We start from the raw sequence: 15,459 nt of genomic DNA on the forward strand, positions 1-15,459 counted from the left end.
GGTATTATTGGCGGTTCCAGATGCAGTTGTAGGTATTTCGATATGGCGATGCGTCATAAAAGTCCGCGTGGGCACGGACGGCAAGCGTGAAGCCACAATTTTTGAGGACTTCATTAATCATGGACGCATGTTCATTGAAATCAAAGCTTGTTTCCACAAGAACACTTTTTACTTTTGAATTTGCCAACGTTTTTTTCATTCCAGAAAGAATAAGATGCTCTGTGCCGTCAACGTCGATTTTGATGTAGTCTGGGATTTCCAGGTTGTACAATTCTATAAGTGCATCCGCTGTAATGCCCGGCATTGTGTATCCAAAGCATTTTTGTAGCGTATTGCCGTGGTGGTCGTACCCTTCTGCAAAAGTTGAGCAGGCCTCGCCATGTGTCATGTAGCTCAGCTCAAATTCTCCAAATTTCGTTGAATCGCTCAGGCATACCGGAACAATCGAAATTTTATTGTCTGTTTGATGGAGAGTGTTGATGGCGGCATGTCTGGCCAGCAGCTCAAGGTTAAAGACTGAAGGCTCAAACGCATAAACTTTTGCGTGATGAATTTTTTGTGCATAAATTGAGTACAGGCCGATATTCGCGCCCACGTCCCAGAAAACAGCATTGTCAGCAAACGTGTTAAGCCAATCAATTGTCTCTGGCTCTTTTTCAAAAAAAGAATCAATTCTGTACGCTGTAACAGCGTTAATGCGATGGAATTTCAAGGCGATATCGCCAACCATAACGGTACTTATTTGTGACCATATGGAATCCAGCGCGGCTTCTGAAATACGCCCGTTTTGATTAGAATTCAGTTGCCTTTTGAATGCGGACATAAAGATGCAGTAATGCAGTAGCGGGTTAATACCGGCCCGCATGGCTTCGGGATTTTCCGTCAGATACTGTCGCGGGTCAAAATGAGGGTTGGGTTTATAGCCTTTGCGCAGGCCATAGCGCATAAAGTGAATCAGGGGGGGCATTACTTCTGTTCTGCCCATAAGGTAGTTTTCCCGATACCATTTTTCGTCAAAGAGACCGGATTGCGTTACCAGCAACACTTCTTCATCTGTGGGTTCCGGAAATACTGGCCAATATTCGTTCGCCTGATCAGTGCTGGCAGGTGTGTTATTGATTGGCGTCATGCCAAGTACTCCTTTACATATTGCAACAAGCCATGGTTCTGGGATTTTTCTGTTTATATAAATGATGCGTCGTAATGTAAGTCTGGAATAATGTGCAAACACATCATCGGTCATGGCCTCGCGTGCATTGACGGCATATCTCGGGTATCTCTTTATCTATCAAATAATTTTTAAACATTGTATGAATAGATTCCTGGCTAAGGCATTCCGAGATTGTTTGTGATGCAAGATTGCCTATCACCATGCTGTCATATTCTGTTTTAATATATATGCATCCGCATAACTTCAAGCTTCCATCGGCAAGGACGCTTAATTGTGGCGCATACAGTTTTTTGCACAGGCTTTGAGTATTGCTGTGGTCGACAATCTTTATTTTAGAACCGGCCTTGGAAAAAATTTGTCCAGACCAGCTGTCAAACTCAAACCGGTTCAGCTCGTTGAAGATGATTTTGTTATCAACAAAATATTTTACATATTTTTTGTAGTCATCATCGTTAACGACATCCTCATATGTGCGGTTGGAACGGAAGCCAAAGCCGATATGCGTCTGTGGACAATTTTTTTCTTTATACTGAAAAAAGTTGATAAGCGCAGGAAAGAATTCATCGTAATTGTTAACGCCAAACAATGTGGCATAAGCATCAGCAGAAAATCCAGGCGTTGAGATATATATGCGTTCCGGATGAAGACTCAGTGTCCTTTCCACAAGGTTCCATTTGTGAAAGAGCGTTCCATTTGTTGTTATATATGCCTTGAGGCCAAGACTTTTTGTATACGCTATTTTTTCAACAATGTTTCTATCGGTAAAAACTTCCCCTGTTCCTATAAAATGGATGATCCCATCCTTTCTTTCTTTATAAAAGTCGTCAGCAATTTTCTTAAAAAGTTCAAAAGACATTATGCGTTTTTTATCAATATTCAGGCTGTATTGGCAAAAAACGCAGTTTGCATTGCATATATTGCTATTCTGAACAGGGATACACTGGGGAACCGGCAGGGGAACAAACGTGTGCCGCAGTGCGCAGCTTGCTAGGGAGTGCAGCTCTGCCTTGGTGAGCATTTTTTGCATTTTTTCTTTTATGTCAGGGGCGGCCTGGCTCAAGGCCTGACAGGCCTGGTGCGGGTATTCTTCCGCATACCAGCGCAGAACGGCATCCAGCGGAAAGCCCGCAGGCATGGCTTCCGGATAGGGCAGGGCGTTGCGTAGAGCGGGGATTATGAGTTCTTTCTTGTCTTCGCTCTGTATCTCCGGCAGCAAGGCAAGCCATGCAAAAGCGCCGGATGTGCCTGGGGCAAGCAAGCTTTGCGCCAGTTCTATGGTGGGTTTTGTTATGTGTTCCAAGGGATCTGGTTCACCATTATTCCGTTTGTCGCAGGCTATGAGCGCCAGTACATGTTCCAGTGCCTTTGTGGCGTTTCTGTCTGAATTGGCGCGCTCATACTGCCGATAGAGCAGCAAGGGTTCCCCCGCTATGCTGGCGATGGCGCAGCCGTTTTCACGCAGCCGATGCCACAAGTCGAAATCCTGCACATAGTTCAGCGCCGGGCAGTATCCCTTCACTTTTTGCAGCGCTTCAGTCCGAAACATGGCGGCTGGGTGAGGAACGGCGCGTCCCTGCCATGTGTTAATATCGAGGTCGATCATCTCCGGGGTGCAGGGGGGGCGCCATGACCAGCCATTCGGGGTTCCGTCCTTGTTAATGCCAAGGATGCTGCCACCAAGGGCCACCACCTCCGGATGGCCCTCCATAAAAACAAGTTGACGGTAAAACCGGTCGGGCAGGGCTATGTCGTCTGCGTCTATCCGGGCGACATAGGGCGTATCCACTAGAGCAAGCCCCTTGTTCAGGGCGCCTGTTTGTCCGAGATTGCTCTCGTTTGTCACAACCCGGATGCGCGAATCATTGCGCGCGTACTCGGCTAGAATAGCTGCCGTAGCATCCTCTGAAGCGTTGTCGATGATCAGGAAAATGAAGTTGGAAAATGTTTGGCCCAAAATGCTTTCCACGGCTTCTTTGAGGTGCGCCTCTCCGTTGAATACACTCATAAGAACCGCAAGGGGCGGTTTGGTGTACTGCGGGAGCTGTGCCCTCTGGTCGCTGCTGCTGGCATAAAAATCTTTATCCAGATGCTGCAGAAAGTGGAGCAGGGGATTGCACCCAGAGGCCAAAGCGTCCGGAAAGGCGCTCAGATACAGGAGTGGATCAAAAAATTCGTTAGGGCGATAACCTTTTCTGGGGCCGTAGCGCAAAAAATGCACCAGGGGCGGAAGGGTGGCGGCCCGTCCCAAAAGATAACAGCGCCTGTACCAGGCCTCGTCAAATAGCCCGCTTTCTTCCACCAGACGCAGTTCCTGATCTGTGGGGGAGGCATACACGGGAAGGTCATCGCAGCAAACGGGCTGGATGTTGGCGCGGGGGGTCATTATTCAAATCTCCTTTGAAAGCTTTTCCATAATTTTGAGGCAGCTGTTCGCGCGGCCTCTGCATACCAGCGCAGAGTGCCGGGCCATGGCCTACCGAAATCGCGGAATAGCCATTCCCTCCGGGCTGCCGCAGAAAGCCGCGCCATGGATGCAAAGGGTTCTTCGCTAAAGGCGTCCATGCGTGTATGCCCCTTGCTGGATGCAGTGCTGAGCAGTAATGCTTCCCACTGGTCGAAAATCGGCCCTGAGGCATATTCTCGCGCGGTCTTTAAGGCCCCCAGAGCAAGCGTGTTGCGTAATGCTGCGCTGTCCATGGCTTTGGCCAGCGTGTCGGCAAGGCTTTGCGGGGTCATTTCCGGTGCCAGGAGGCCGTTTTCCCCATCCGTGATTGTGTGGTTCACACCTGCGCACCCGGCAAAGCCAATGGCAGGCGTCCCTTGCGACATGGCTTCAAGAACGGTCAGTCCAAAACCTTCGCAGCGCGAGGGAATGCAGAAAAGCTGCGCCTGAGCGAATATTTCCAGCCCCAGGTCGGCGATGCCGCGCATGCGGATTGCCGACTTTGCCGGACTTTGGGCGATGGCTTTAAGGATGGTATTTTCCTCTTCGCCATAACCCCATATATCCAGTATCCAGTCGGGAAAACGGTCGTGCAGCAGGCCAAAAGCTTCAACCAGCATTGGTATCTGCTTGACCGTAGCAAAGCGCCCAAGGCTTACAAGGGTGAATGGTTTCGTTTGGTGTTTTGCCGTAGGGGCAACTACGTTTGGCGCAGAATTGGGAATACATGTCACTCGGTCATGCAGCCACGCGGGCAGAGAATTGATGAACTCTGGCAGAAGCAGATGTATGGCGTCAGCTCCACTCATGGCTGCCAGCCTTCCTGGGCGACTCCAGAGCTGTTCCACCCTGGCCGGAAAGCTGTGCTCGGAGTATACCAGTGGAATGCCTGTTCCCATGAGGACAACAGCCCAATAGAGTTGCATTGCTCCACCCTGCATGGCGATGGCAACATCATAATTTTCTTGTGAGATTTTTTTTCTCAGCAAGGCAATATTTTCGTGCTTGTCTGCCAGGCTGACCCTGAACATCCGTATACGAGCGTCAAATTTGTACGGAGGCTCTTTTTTTGATGTGGCAGAACTGTAAATGCTGACCGCATGACCCCGCGTAATCATGGCATGTGCCAGTTCCCATGTGAACTTGGGCCCCCCGCCATAAAGCCAGTAGTGCATATCAAACAATATGCATATTCGCAGAGAACGCTGCCCTGCCAACGCGGCAGAAGGCGGAGCCGATAGTCCCGTTTCCATGGTCGGCTCAGATTGACGGCTGTTGTATTTTTCTCACGGCAGCGATCATTTTACCTTCCAGCTCTGGCGAAGGCGCAATGCAAAGCCGTTTTAAGATGTAGTTTACGTCAATGATGTTGTCTCGAATCAGAGGGGAAAACACATTATAGCTATCATAATTTTTTGAAGAGTCTGGCGGTTGTGGAATAAAAACGTCGTCGCAAAGCAGTATTCCATCGTCAGCCAGAAGGTGCCAGGAATTGCACAGGTCAAATGCTACATCCGGGTAGGTATGTCCGCCGTCCATCCAGATAATGTCAAACGGGCCGGAAATGTATTGGGGGAGCAGAAAACTGTTTTTCTGAATAAACGTAATGTTGTCGGCCTTAAGATTCTTTGCGCGCTGTGCTTCGAGGGTACGTTTTTTGTCGGGATTTTGCCGGCCATAGCTTGAGATATACCGCTGTGAATCATCAGGCAGGTCGCAAGTTACTATCTGCGCATGGGGATACAGAGCAGAGAGAAAAGCTGCGGTATCACCGGAAAAAGTGCCTATTTCCAGAATCCGCCTGACTTTTTCCGGTGCAATTGCCGCCAGCGCCAGCCAGTGCTGGGAGGCGTTTTCGCACATGTCTTCATGGAAAGGGCCAGCCATGCCCAGAAGCGGCAGGGTTGTATTGGTTCTTTCAATGGCTTTTTTATAATCCCAGCCTATTTTTTCAAAACGCGCGGCCTGCAACACAAGGGCGCTTTCAGACGGATTGTTTGCCAGCTCTATTTTTGCCTTGATATCTGCAACGTCCTGGCTGGTCAGGCTGGCAAAACTCGCCGGGATGTCCTCCTGTTTGTCCAGAACACGCCCAGTCAGTCTTTTGTCGATCTCCACGCCGTTCCAGGTGCCCTTGTGCAGGCAGGGGAGGTCTTCAATGCCAAGCCATGAGGTAAGACGCGTCATCACGGTTGCCGTGTCGCAAACAAGCTCCGTAAAGTCGATAATCATGAATTGGTCGGGTTGCTCCTGAGCAAAGCGGGCGGCAACGTCCTTGGCTTTGATCATTCGCCTGAGAAAGTCAGACTTAAGCGTTGTCAGCTCCTCCAGCGCCTCCTCGGTCGAAATCCCCCGTGTGAACGCCTCTCTTTTGCAGTAGGCGTACAATACTTCCTGCATATCACGCATTATATAGATGATCCTGGCCTGCGGATACGTTTGCAGGATAATTTCAAAGCGGAAAAAGTCGACCTGGGGCATGCTCACGCCCCATCGGGGCTGAGGGGCATCAGGCATCAGGTGTTGCCCTAGCACAGAATACATTTCGCTGAAGACAGATTGGGCATCCAGCCGTTCAAGAGTGCTGAGCCTGTCCATAAGGGTTTTGTCGAGCGCATAAAAATCAAGGTTGAAAGGCAGCTTGACGATATTGTCGCCCGAAACGGTAAACGGAATATACCCTTGGCGGGCAAATCCCTCCAGGTTGTTCCATCGCCCTGCGCAAGACAGAGCCGCGCGGACGTCCCACAGCCGCTCTGTTTTTTCGTTAAAATGGTAAAGCAGGGGCGGCCTCCAGGCTGACAGGTAGCACAGGGCCGAGGCCATAAAATCGTGCCAAAAGGAAAAACTGAGTACGTCAGGATGCCCATTCAGCAGCGAGGCCAGCAGCCCCTTGCCTGAAACCAGTGGGGCGCAGATACAAAGAGGGGAAATTGTGTTCTTGTTCATCTATGCCTCCAGGGGGGCCCAAGTGATTTCACGCTGTTTCAGGCCGTAGCGTATCAATGCCTGCTCAATGCCGGGCATGTGCAGCCTGCGGGCAAAAACTACAATGGGCAGATTGCCGTCCTTGGCAAACTCTTCCGCCATGTGCTCGGGGTTGCGTATTTCCAGCCCGTCCACCGTAGCAGGAGCGCTGCCCACGTCCACCAGAAAGCAACGGGCGTTCACATTGCTGAAAAACTGGCGGTATTGACGCCATGCAGCACCGCAACCCCAGAAATAAACTTCTCGACCAGCGAGGGCCTTGGCGCGTTTTTCCACCTCGCCCAACAGAACTGTGTTGAACAGGGTATGTATTTTGTCGGGCAGGGCGGCCAGCTCTTCAAAGGAACAATCCTCGCCGGGAAGCTGCGCAAAAGCCTCGTCGTCAAGCAGGCAACGCAGATAGAGCATCAGGCCGCGATAGTAGAGATGCCGCTCGTGCCTGTGTTCAGGCAGCACGAATGGATATTGGTCGTACAGGGCATCAAAGGGCAGCCCCTGATACAGAAAGTATCTGCGTTTTGGGGCGAGGTGCAGCCCTTCAACTATGGGCAGGCTAACAACCCTTTTGAGGGCTTCGGCGTATTCTGCGTCCGTATCCACGCAAAACAGGCTTTCATCGTTGTCCTTGAGGCGCAGAGGTACGTTAAAACCTTTGAAAAACGATGGGAGGTCCTCGTCTTCAACAATGTCTTCGCGGTAGTTGCCGGGGTACCAGGTCTTTGCATAGCGCTCAATGGTGTCCACATCGTACTGTTGATCCACAATACTCACCTGATCGTTGAGGCGAATCAGCTTGCGCTTGCGAAAGTCGCCCAGCAGACCTGGGCTGAAAAGTTCGCCCCTGTGGCCAAGTAATTGACGCTCACCGGGCAGGCACATGCCGCAACGCGGGCAAAGCTGGCTGACCTGTTCCTGAAACTCATGCGGCTTGCGCTTCCACCATCCGGCCTCAACGGGCCATGCGTTGGCGCCGTCAAACAGCAGCATGTCCAGAGCTGCGCCCACTTCGCAAAAATAGGCCCCGTGAATGTTGACGGTGGGGCTCCAGCAGCGTTGCAGCCAGCAGTTGTTGATGAGCTTCCACATCAGGCTCTTGTCGGGCACGGCCTCTTCTACTGCAATGGTCAACGGATGATGACTGCACGAGGTCATCTGCTCTTCATTATGGGGGTTAAAGCGGATGGTGCGGTAGGTGCGCGTCATGTCCGAATTGGTTTCCGGCCACTGCGTCCACGGATATTCCGGCTTCCAATTGTACAGCGAATTGGGATCCAACGGCGTTGTGCTGACGGTCTTGGGCGTGCTGGGCAGGCCAGACGTGAAGATGTTCAGCTTTTCCTGCGGCAGATGTTTGCGCAGCAGAGCGTTGATTTCGTCAAACTGCGGGTGGAGCAGGGGTTCGCCACCGATGATGCTGACCTCTGTAGGCCAGTCCTTATAGGCAAGAATAGCGGCCTCAATTTGCTCCAAAGGCATGTGACGCCGTTGATCCGGTCGCAGATGGCGCTCATATCTTGTGCAGTATACGCATGAGTGGGGGCAAACAGTCGTAATGTCGATAAGTGCGCTCCAGCGCTTGTAGATATAGTCCACAATTATACTCCGGATGTAGCAATAAATGTGTTGTAGTCGCGTTCGTCAAGGACGGATTTCGCCTCACGATGCCAGATTGAAAATAGTGGGCCGAGAGGTGTCATCCAGTCGCTGCGGTGTACTGCGTCGGGGGCGAAACGCCATGGTTTGTTGCAGTTAAGGTAGTGCAGAAAAAACGGCACATTACCAGACAGCACAGATCCATTAAACATGTTAAACCTGTCATCAAGCGGCATACAGAAATTTTCATCCAGCATGCAAAAGAAATTCAACAGAGTTTCTTCATTATAGAAGAGGAATTCCGGGCCTATCTTTGCATATGCCTGGGTGCTTTGCCGTGAAAACTGTATTTTTGCCAGTGCAGCATTGTTAGCAAAAACCACGCCAGGATTGTTTAGGGGGGCAAGCCAGCTTAGGGGGGGAAGCCCTAATTCCTTTTCAATGCCTGTATGATTGTCGGTAATGGAAAAAGATCTGGCAGCAGGGTTGGCCCCGCTAATGGCAACATAGGGCGTGCGGGCAAAAATTTCATCCGGGCGGAAGGGCTGCACGCAAACAATGTCGGCGTGCAAACCCAGGCTGAAAGTATAGCCCCGCTCGTAGAGCATCTCTGGCGCAAAAAGCTGCACATAGGCTTCGGGCGTTGTGTGCATGTGCTTGATGTCAAAGCTGTTTCCATCGCCGCTATGCAACACTTCAATATCATATTTGCGCAGCAGTGCCTTTCCTGCGTCTGACAGACGGTGGGCATCGGTAACAAAAAATGCATCGGCTTGTGCTGTTCGACGGCGCGTTGATTCCAGCGCCACAATGGCGGGGAAAAGATAATTTTCATCGCCCGCGCAAAACAGGGCGTAGTCTTTTTGCCTGCTTGCGGTAATCGGCAGGGGGCCAGCTGGCTCTACTTGTTCAAAAATGTGGCGGAGGCCGTGCAACAAAAGATCCTGGCGGGCCAGAGCGGCCTCGCTGCGCGCTTGCGCCAGGCCAGCGGCAACGCTGCTGCTGTCGCTGTCGTCAAAGTCACTGCCGCCGCCACGGAAAATAAGACGCACGTTGGGCAGGGGCGGGGTATCACCCTGTGCTCTAGAGTCAGCCTGATGCGCCGCCTTGCCCAGCACAAGCGATGCCCAGAAATCAGCGGTGAAGCATGAGCGTGCAGGAGTCAAAGCGTGCTGCGCCCCGGTTGTGGTCAAGGTCTCGGGACCGAACGAAACAGGCGAAGGCGTAAGCTGAACAACGCTTTTTCCAAACCAGCGGGCCTCATCAAGCCTTTTGCTGTTCAGACCCACCACCGTGCTGATGGACGGGTGCGACAGCATCATGACGGTATTTTTTAAAAAAATATGGGGTGCTGGCAGCATTACTGCGTTCAGGTCTTGGCGCAGAAGCGCTTCGTCCTGCCCGGAAAGTCCCGGCCCGGGCGTGTACGGCCCGTTGCGGTTCACATATGTCAGAACAACAGGGTGTTGTTCCGCCAGATCCCGTAGTGTTTGCGCGTGCGCGCTGAAGCTGTCGCGTTGATTGTCCGGGGCCAGAGGCAGGGGATCCATCCAGTCCTGAGCCAGCACAAGCAGGGCGTTTTCAGGAATATAGTTTAAAAAAGCATTGGGGGCGTAGCGCGCTTTCTGCCAGTCTGCGCAGCGTTGTATCTCTTCATCCTCCAGGCAGTTGAGGCCCAGAGTTTGAGCGATTCCCGGCACGTTGGTGGAAAAAGCAAAAACAAGATCCGGCATGAAACTCGCAGGATGGATATGGGCATTGATCCAGTCGATACCGCAGGCGGTGAGCACGCTGGTTGTGAATGTGGAAAGGCTGTAGCCAACCACAAGCACATTCTCGCAATGCTGGGCGTTGGTAAGGATATGCTGTCTGGCAAAGGTGCAGGCCTCTTCAGTCACACCCTGGCGGCACAGGCAAAGCCAGTCGTTCTGCTCGGGAGCCTTGGAGCTGTTGGCGTTGCGGGCATAGAAACGGCGCACATCCTGCCGGGCCTGATCGTTGTGCTGTACCAGCCGTACGGAAAGCTTCGTGCCCTGAGCGGCTGGGAGACGGCAAAGATGGAAAAAGCTTTCGGCAAAATAGTGCCAGTGCATTTCTGCTTTTATTGGCGAAAGGGATCTGACTGGCGGCAGCCGAAAAAAGTCGCCCAGAAAAACCACTTCGCGCCAGTGCGCGGCTGATTGTTGCTTTGCGTTCATGATCAAAACGGCTTGTTGGGCTTGGGTTGCAGGGTTTGCAGGCAGCCGAGTATTTTTGCGGCATTGTGACGGTTGCCGAGCAAAAGCACCTTTATGAACGTGCGGGCATCCGTATGCCGCAGCATGGCGTCAAGGGTCGCGTCTGAAATGATCATTCCGTCCTTGTTAACCGCCGCCGTGCTTGCGTGCCCCACCTTTACGCTCAGATGTTCCGTCAGCACGTTGCGTAGCGCATCCTGCAGGGATTGCGGGCATCCGTGCTGCTCAAAGTAGGCGGGCAATTCCTGCAACATATGCCATACGTAAGTGGCGCGTTCCGGCCCTTCAGCGAATTTCATCCTTTCGTTGGAAAAGTCGTAGGCATAGCCGTAGGCCGCGTGCGGGCTGCCAACATATTTTTGGGCATGAAAGGCTGTGGTCAGGCAGATGCAGGCGTCTTCCACAAAGCGCCGCACACTGCTGCGCTCCAACGCATCGCACGCCTTTAATGCAACGCTGCGGGAGAGAAATTTGTTCCAGACCGTGGACTGCTGCTGGAAATTGGGTGAGGTAACGTAGGTCTGGAAGATGCCCTGCCCTGTCAGATGCTCTACGGGCGGATCCATGGTAAGAAACCATGCGGCAAAACTGCCATCGGCATTGATGCGGGCAGTGCGAAAGTGCAGAATATCCGGCTGCTCGCGTTGAAAAAGAGCCACGTTTTTGCCCAGTGATTCAGTGCCCCATATGAGGTCGTCGGCATCGGCAAAACCAATGATGTTCCCTTTGGCGGCTCGCATGCCCTCCAATCTGGCCCGCATAGTGTAAATGGGGGCAGTATGCGGCAGAAGGGTTATATCGAGCCCTTTAGCCCTGTAGGCTTCGACCACTGGCAGGCACGGCTCATCCGAGCAGTCATCGACCAGCAGTACCTCAATATCCTTGAAGTCCTGAGCCAGGACACTGTCCAGAAGATGGGGCAGGCATTGCAGATGATTGTGGTGCGGTACGATGAGCGAGAGTTCCGGCATGGTCAGTCTATCCTCATTGCCGGGTTGCCCGCCATGCGCCAACCATCGCGGCAACCTTTATAAATGTACGCGCCTGGCGCGATAATATTGCTGTTGCCGATGTTGGCCCCTGGCAGCACAACGGAGCGCACCCCAAAGGCGTTTCCATCGCCAATATGCGTATCGCCCAAAATCAGGGCGTAGGGTCCAAAAAAGTTGCCATCGCCAATGACAGCGTCATGCCCGACAACAACCGCACCATTGAAATAATTGGCATTGCCAATGATTGCGTCGCACGAAAAATGGCAGTTGGCAGTGACAATCATTGCTTCACCCACATGGGCGCTTTCGCCCACGTAGGATGACGGATGCACGAGATTGCAAAAGGTCGCGCCACGCGCCTTCCACTTTGCGTAGGCCTTGAGGCGCAGCTCCGGTGAAGCGATGCCGATGACAAATACATCATCCTGCTCGGGAACAAAGGCATCGTCCACGCCTATTTCCATTTCTGCAAGGTTGCGCAGTTTTTGCGGATAGCCTTCAAAGGACAAAAAACCCTTGAAGCGCAGTTTGTCGCCCCAGATTTCCTGCGCCATCCAGTAGCATTCTCTTGCTGCCGAAGAATTGCCGATGATTACAAGATTTTTATCCATCAGTAGCGTCCGCCGTCCATAACTACAGTTTGGCCTGTTATCCATTTACCGGAGTCACTCAGCAAAAATACTATAGTCTGGGCCACGTCTTCGGGGGTGCCAATGCCCAAAGGATAGGCTGCCAGCGCCTGATCGCGTGCATCAGGGCTGAGCATTGCGAAATATTGTTCGCTCATGGGTGTGCGGACCATGGCTGGAGCAACTGCGTTGATCCGTATGCCCTGAGGGGCCAGCTCTCTGCTCAGGCTTATGGTTGCCGCCTGTATGGCCGCCTTGGCGCCGCCATATGCCGCAAGCCCGGCTTCTTTGGCAAGGGCGGCGGCTGAAGACAGAAAAATAATTGAAGAACCCTGGCCCATGTTATTGCGCTTGTCGGCAAAGCCCCTTGCCAGCAGCAGGGGCGCATGGACGTGTATATCATAAAGGCTTGCAGCAGCGTTTCTGTCGTACGCGCGCAGGGGCATAACCGCGGCATAGCCCGCGCAACAAACAAGACTGGTCAGTTTGCCGTATTTTTGACGCAAACCGGCAACCCATTGCGGCAGTGAGTCCATATCCTCTTGCAGGTTGCGTGGCTCAATGTGCAAGGATTCTTGATGCGCGCATGCGTTTTTCAGGTTCTGGAGCCGGGGCATGTCGCGTCCGCTGGCAATGACGGTAGCTCCCATCTGGTTGCACAGAAGGGCTACAGCCATGCCAATGCCAGAGCTGGCACCTGTGACAAGAACGCGATTTTCCGGCGTCAGCATGGTCATTCGATCTTGCCTTCCCCAAGGCTCATGAGGTCTGCAACGGTGTTCACGTCTTTATATTGCGAAAACCGGGTTTTTACCCCAAGTTCTTTGTCAAACAGGGCAATGCACGACATGATCGACAAAGAATCCCATTCCTCCATTCCTGTGAGCTTTGTGTCGGGAGTAATCGGGGTGTCCGTCTGCAAAATATCTTGCAGAGTTGCAAAGAATTTTTTTTGCTCGAGCATTATAATTCCTCCTTGGGAGGGGGGGGCGTTTTTTTTCCTGTAATTTTGTTTTGCCAGTAGGCCAGGTATTCTTGCTGCGTCATGGTATCTGCTGGGGGATCAAAATCAGAAACACCCGTACAGACAATGTTGTCTGTATCCATAATGGCGGATGCCCAGGCAAGCCCTACGCCGAATCCGCACAGCATCAGGCGCTGTTTTTTACTGAACTCAATCTCCTGCCACGCATCGCACAACGCTGTTGGTATGGAGGCTGCGGCAGTGTTGCCGAATTTGCTGAAAGCCCCCATTATTGTCTTTTGCTGTGAAAAACCAGCAGCTTCCGCAATCATGGACATGATCTGCTTGTTAGCCTGATGGGGTACAAACCAGTCGATGTCTTCCGCGTTCATGCCTGCCCAGGCGAGTGTTTCAATGATATGCGGCGGAACCGTGTTGACCGTAAAGTCAAAGATGGCGCCGCCATCCATAAAAATGTTTGTCAGTCGCCAGGGCGTGCCGTTGGGGTCGTGCAGATACTCGCAGTATGCGGCATAGTCTTCAACATTTTTGGGCAGGGGCAACCTGTAGCCGCCAGCGGGAATCATCAGGGATTCTGCGCCGCCGCCATCAGAACCCAGAGAGAACCACGACCGCCTCTCGATCTCTGAATACTCCACAATGGTGGCGCTGCCTGCATCGCCGAAAACCGGTGTGACTACCCGGTTGTCTCTGTCAAGCGTCTGGCACATGCCGTCGCCCACCAGCAAGAGCACCCGTGAGGCTGCTCGGCTTTCTACCAGAGAGAAAGCAAGCCAAAGACCGTAAACGTAGCCGGAACAGCCCTGATTTACGTCAAAAGCTGCACAGTGTTGCGAAAGGCCCAGCTTTTTTTGAAGAATGCAGGCTGTCGCGGGCAGTATGTGGTCGGGCCGTTGAGTCAAAAATATGATGGCATCAATTGACGTACGCTCGATTTTCATATTGCTGAAAAGGATTTCAGCCGCCTGACGGCTCAAATCGGAAGGCGTAATACCAGGTTGAGACACTCGACGGCAATCCATGCCCACTATTTTGGTCATCCGGTTGGCTTTTTTAATATCGCCATTAAAATATTGCAGTTCATCTTCAAGGCGGATTTCGTCTTTGGGAACTACGGTATGTATGCCGGAAATTTTTGCATGAAAAAATTGTGATTGCGCCATAATCTAACCTTCCAGGCAATGGTTGATGCAGTGCGCGATGCGCTCTACAATTTCTTCCTCCAGCCCCGCATAGAGAGGGAGGCAAAGAACCCTGCGCGCTACGCTTTCTGCCACAGGACACGGCAATGCATTTTTGATGTAGGGCAGCGTGTTCAATGACGGATAAAAGTACCGCCTGGGGAAAATATTATCCTTGGCAAGGGTATGCACAATTCGTTCCAAAATTTTTTCATCATCAAGAATTACGGGGTAATATGCATGATTCCAAATCAGGCCCTGGCGCAGGGCCGGTCGTCGCAACCCCTTGTCTGGCAGAAGGGCATCATACATTGCACTAACAATGCTGCGTTCTGCAATATTTTCACGCACTTTATCAAGAATGCACAAGCCCATTGCGGCATGCAGCTCGGAAAGTTTGGCGTTTATACCAAGCCGGAAGTGCTGATTCCCCTGATGCCCATAGGCGCGCATCAGCAGAAAGGCATTGCGTGCTTCATCTGTTTGGGTGACAAGGCAACCGCCTTCTACAGTATTGAACACCTTGGTTGCGTGAAAGCTGCATGCAGCGGCGTCCCCATAGCTTAATAAGCTGCGGTTGTTGTAAGAAGCGCCAAACGAATGCGCTGCATCATACAGGATGCGCAGGTCGTGATTTTTAGCCAGTGCATCAAGTGAATCTACATCGCAGATATTGCCGTAAATGTGTACTGGAAGAATGCCAGCAGTCTCTGGAGTAAGCCTTTCAGCAATACTTTTTGGATCAATGCAACATGTTTCCTCGTCAATGTCGGCAAATACGACGGTGCAACCTTCCCATAGCAATGCTGAAAGCGTTGCAACATAGGTAAAGGGTGTCGTGATGACTGTTTTGCCCGCCATGCCAAGTACATGCAGGCCCAGCTGCAAGGCTATGGTGCCGTTTGCGCATACATTGACTCGTGGCGTTTCCAGAAACTGGGCGAGCCGAATCTCCAATTCTTGTGAAAGGGGGCCATGATTTGTCAAATGCTGGGAAGCAAAGATTCGCGAAACATAGGCAGCATATTCTTGCTCTGTTGGCATCAGTGGACGCGTGACGTAACAAGGAGTGTTCATATGAACCCCGATATTTTGCGGGTAAAACTGCTAGCCTTCCCCTGTGTAGACGGGGAAAGATAAATTATGTCTGACTTGCATTATTGAGCGAACGCCCACTTTTCGCAAAGGGTATAGGCCTGAAAGACACCGCGCCACTTCAATGGAGCATGCTTTTTCCTGC

General features: G+C 52.0%; 12 protein-coding genes. All 12 read right to left on the minus strand.

All coding sequences use genetic code 11. The annotated features are described in order from the left end of the window. Positions 1-4: 4 nt before the first annotated feature. On the minus strand, positions 5-1,129 hold the full coding sequence (locus G449_RS17820; RefSeq protein ID WP_022659178.1) for an FkbM family methyltransferase: 1,125 nt from the start codon (positions 1,127-1,129) through the stop codon (positions 5-7). A 103-nt stretch (positions 1,130-1,232) separates the two neighbouring features. After that, the gene (locus G449_RS17825; protein ID WP_022659179.1) at positions 1,233-3,554 is read right to left on the minus strand and encodes a glycosyltransferase; all 2,322 of its coding nucleotides are present in this window, start codon (positions 3,552-3,554) and stop codon (positions 1,233-1,235) included. Beyond that, positions 3,554-4,867, minus strand: coding sequence for a glycosyltransferase (locus G449_RS16785; protein ID WP_081640532.1), 1,314 nt, complete (start codon positions 4,865-4,867; stop codon positions 3,554-3,556). Before G449_RS16785 ends, G449_RS17825 begins: the two co-directional genes overlap by 1 nt. A gap of 7 nt (positions 4,868-4,874) precedes the next feature. Then, the gene (locus tag G449_RS0110050) at positions 4,875-6,563 is read right to left on the minus strand and encodes a class I SAM-dependent methyltransferase (RefSeq protein ID WP_022659181.1); all 1,689 of its coding nucleotides are present in this window, start codon (positions 6,561-6,563) and stop codon (positions 4,875-4,877) included. After that, positions 6,564-8,195, minus strand: a complete 1,632-nt coding sequence (locus tag G449_RS0110055) for a radical SAM protein (RefSeq protein ID WP_159060466.1) — start codon at positions 8,193-8,195, stop codon at positions 6,564-6,566. Positions 8,196-8,197: 2 nt separating this feature from the next. Then, the gene (locus G449_RS0110060) at positions 8,198-10,393 is read right to left on the minus strand and encodes a glycosyltransferase family 8 protein (protein WP_022659183.1); all 2,196 of its coding nucleotides are present in this window, start codon (positions 10,391-10,393) and stop codon (positions 8,198-8,200) included. A 2-nt stretch (positions 10,394-10,395) separates the two neighbouring features. Continuing rightward, entirely contained in the window at positions 10,396-11,403 is a 1,008-nt protein-coding gene (locus tag G449_RS0110065) for a glycosyltransferase family 2 protein (RefSeq protein ID WP_022659184.1), read from the minus strand. Between the two features lie 2 nt (positions 11,404-11,405). After that, entirely contained in the window at positions 11,406-12,035 is a 630-nt protein-coding gene (locus G449_RS0110070; RefSeq protein WP_022659185.1) for an LbetaH domain-containing protein, read from the minus strand. Then, positions 12,035-12,790 carry an SDR family NAD(P)-dependent oxidoreductase gene (locus tag G449_RS0110075; protein ID WP_022659186.1) on the minus strand — a complete coding sequence of 252 codons (756 nt, stop codon included), beginning with the start codon at positions 12,788-12,790 and terminating at the stop codon, positions 12,035-12,037. The genes G449_RS0110070 and G449_RS0110075 overlap by 1 nt, the downstream gene beginning before the upstream one ends. Continuing rightward, complete coding sequence (locus G449_RS0110080; RefSeq protein ID WP_022659187.1) at positions 12,787-13,017, minus strand: phosphopantetheine-binding protein; 231 nt, start codon at positions 13,015-13,017, stop codon at positions 12,787-12,789. The genes G449_RS0110075 and G449_RS0110080 overlap by 4 nt, the downstream gene beginning before the upstream one ends. Continuing rightward, entirely contained in the window at positions 13,017-14,201 is a 1,185-nt protein-coding gene (locus tag G449_RS0110085) for a 3-oxoacyl-ACP synthase III family protein (RefSeq protein WP_022659188.1), read from the minus strand. Before G449_RS0110085 ends, G449_RS0110080 begins: the two co-directional genes overlap by 1 nt. 3 nt (positions 14,202-14,204) lie before the next feature. Next, positions 14,205-15,296, minus strand: a complete 1,092-nt coding sequence (locus G449_RS0110090) for a DegT/DnrJ/EryC1/StrS family aminotransferase (protein ID WP_034605541.1) — start codon at positions 15,294-15,296, stop codon at positions 14,205-14,207. Positions 15,297-15,459: the final 163 nt, after the last annotated feature.

The sequence above is a fragment of the Desulfovibrio desulfuricans DSM 642 genome, assembly GCF_000420465.1.
GTDB lineage: Bacteria > Desulfobacterota > Desulfovibrionia > Desulfovibrionales > Desulfovibrionaceae > Desulfovibrio > Desulfovibrio desulfuricans.

Coding starts and splice junctions, on each gene's coding strand:
- G449_RS17820 (WP_022659178.1), bottom strand. CDS start 1,129: ATGACGCCAATCAATAACACACCTGCCAGCACTGATCAGGCGAACGAA.
- G449_RS17825 (WP_022659179.1), bottom strand. CDS start 3,554: ATGACCCCCCGCGCCAACATCCAGCCCGTTTGCTGCGATGACCTTCCC.
- G449_RS16785 (WP_081640532.1), bottom strand. CDS start 4,867: ATGGAAACGGGACTATCGGCTCCGCCTTCTGCCGCGTTGGCAGGGCAG.
- G449_RS0110050 (WP_022659181.1), bottom strand. CDS start 6,563: ATGAACAAGAACACAATTTCCCCTCTTTGTATCTGCGCCCCACTGGTT.
- G449_RS0110060 (WP_022659183.1), bottom strand. CDS start 10,393: ATGAACGCAAAGCAACAATCAGCCGCGCACTGGCGCGAAGTGGTTTTT.
- G449_RS0110065 (WP_022659184.1), bottom strand. CDS start 11,403: ATGCCGGAACTCTCGCTCATCGTACCGCACCACAATCATCTGCAATGC.
- G449_RS0110070 (WP_022659185.1), bottom strand. CDS start 12,035: ATGGATAAAAATCTTGTAATCATCGGCAATTCTTCGGCAGCAAGAGAA.
- G449_RS0110075 (WP_022659186.1), bottom strand. CDS start 12,790: ATGACCATGCTGACGCCGGAAAATCGCGTTCTTGTCACAGGTGCCAGC.
- G449_RS0110080 (WP_022659187.1), bottom strand. CDS start 13,017: ATGCTCGAGCAAAAAAAATTCTTTGCAACTCTGCAAGATATTTTGCAG.
- G449_RS0110085 (WP_022659188.1), bottom strand. CDS start 14,201: ATGGCGCAATCACAATTTTTTCATGCAAAAATTTCCGGCATACATACC.
- G449_RS0110090 (WP_034605541.1), bottom strand. CDS start 15,296: ATGAACACTCCTTGTTACGTCACGCGTCCACTGATGCCAACAGAGCAA.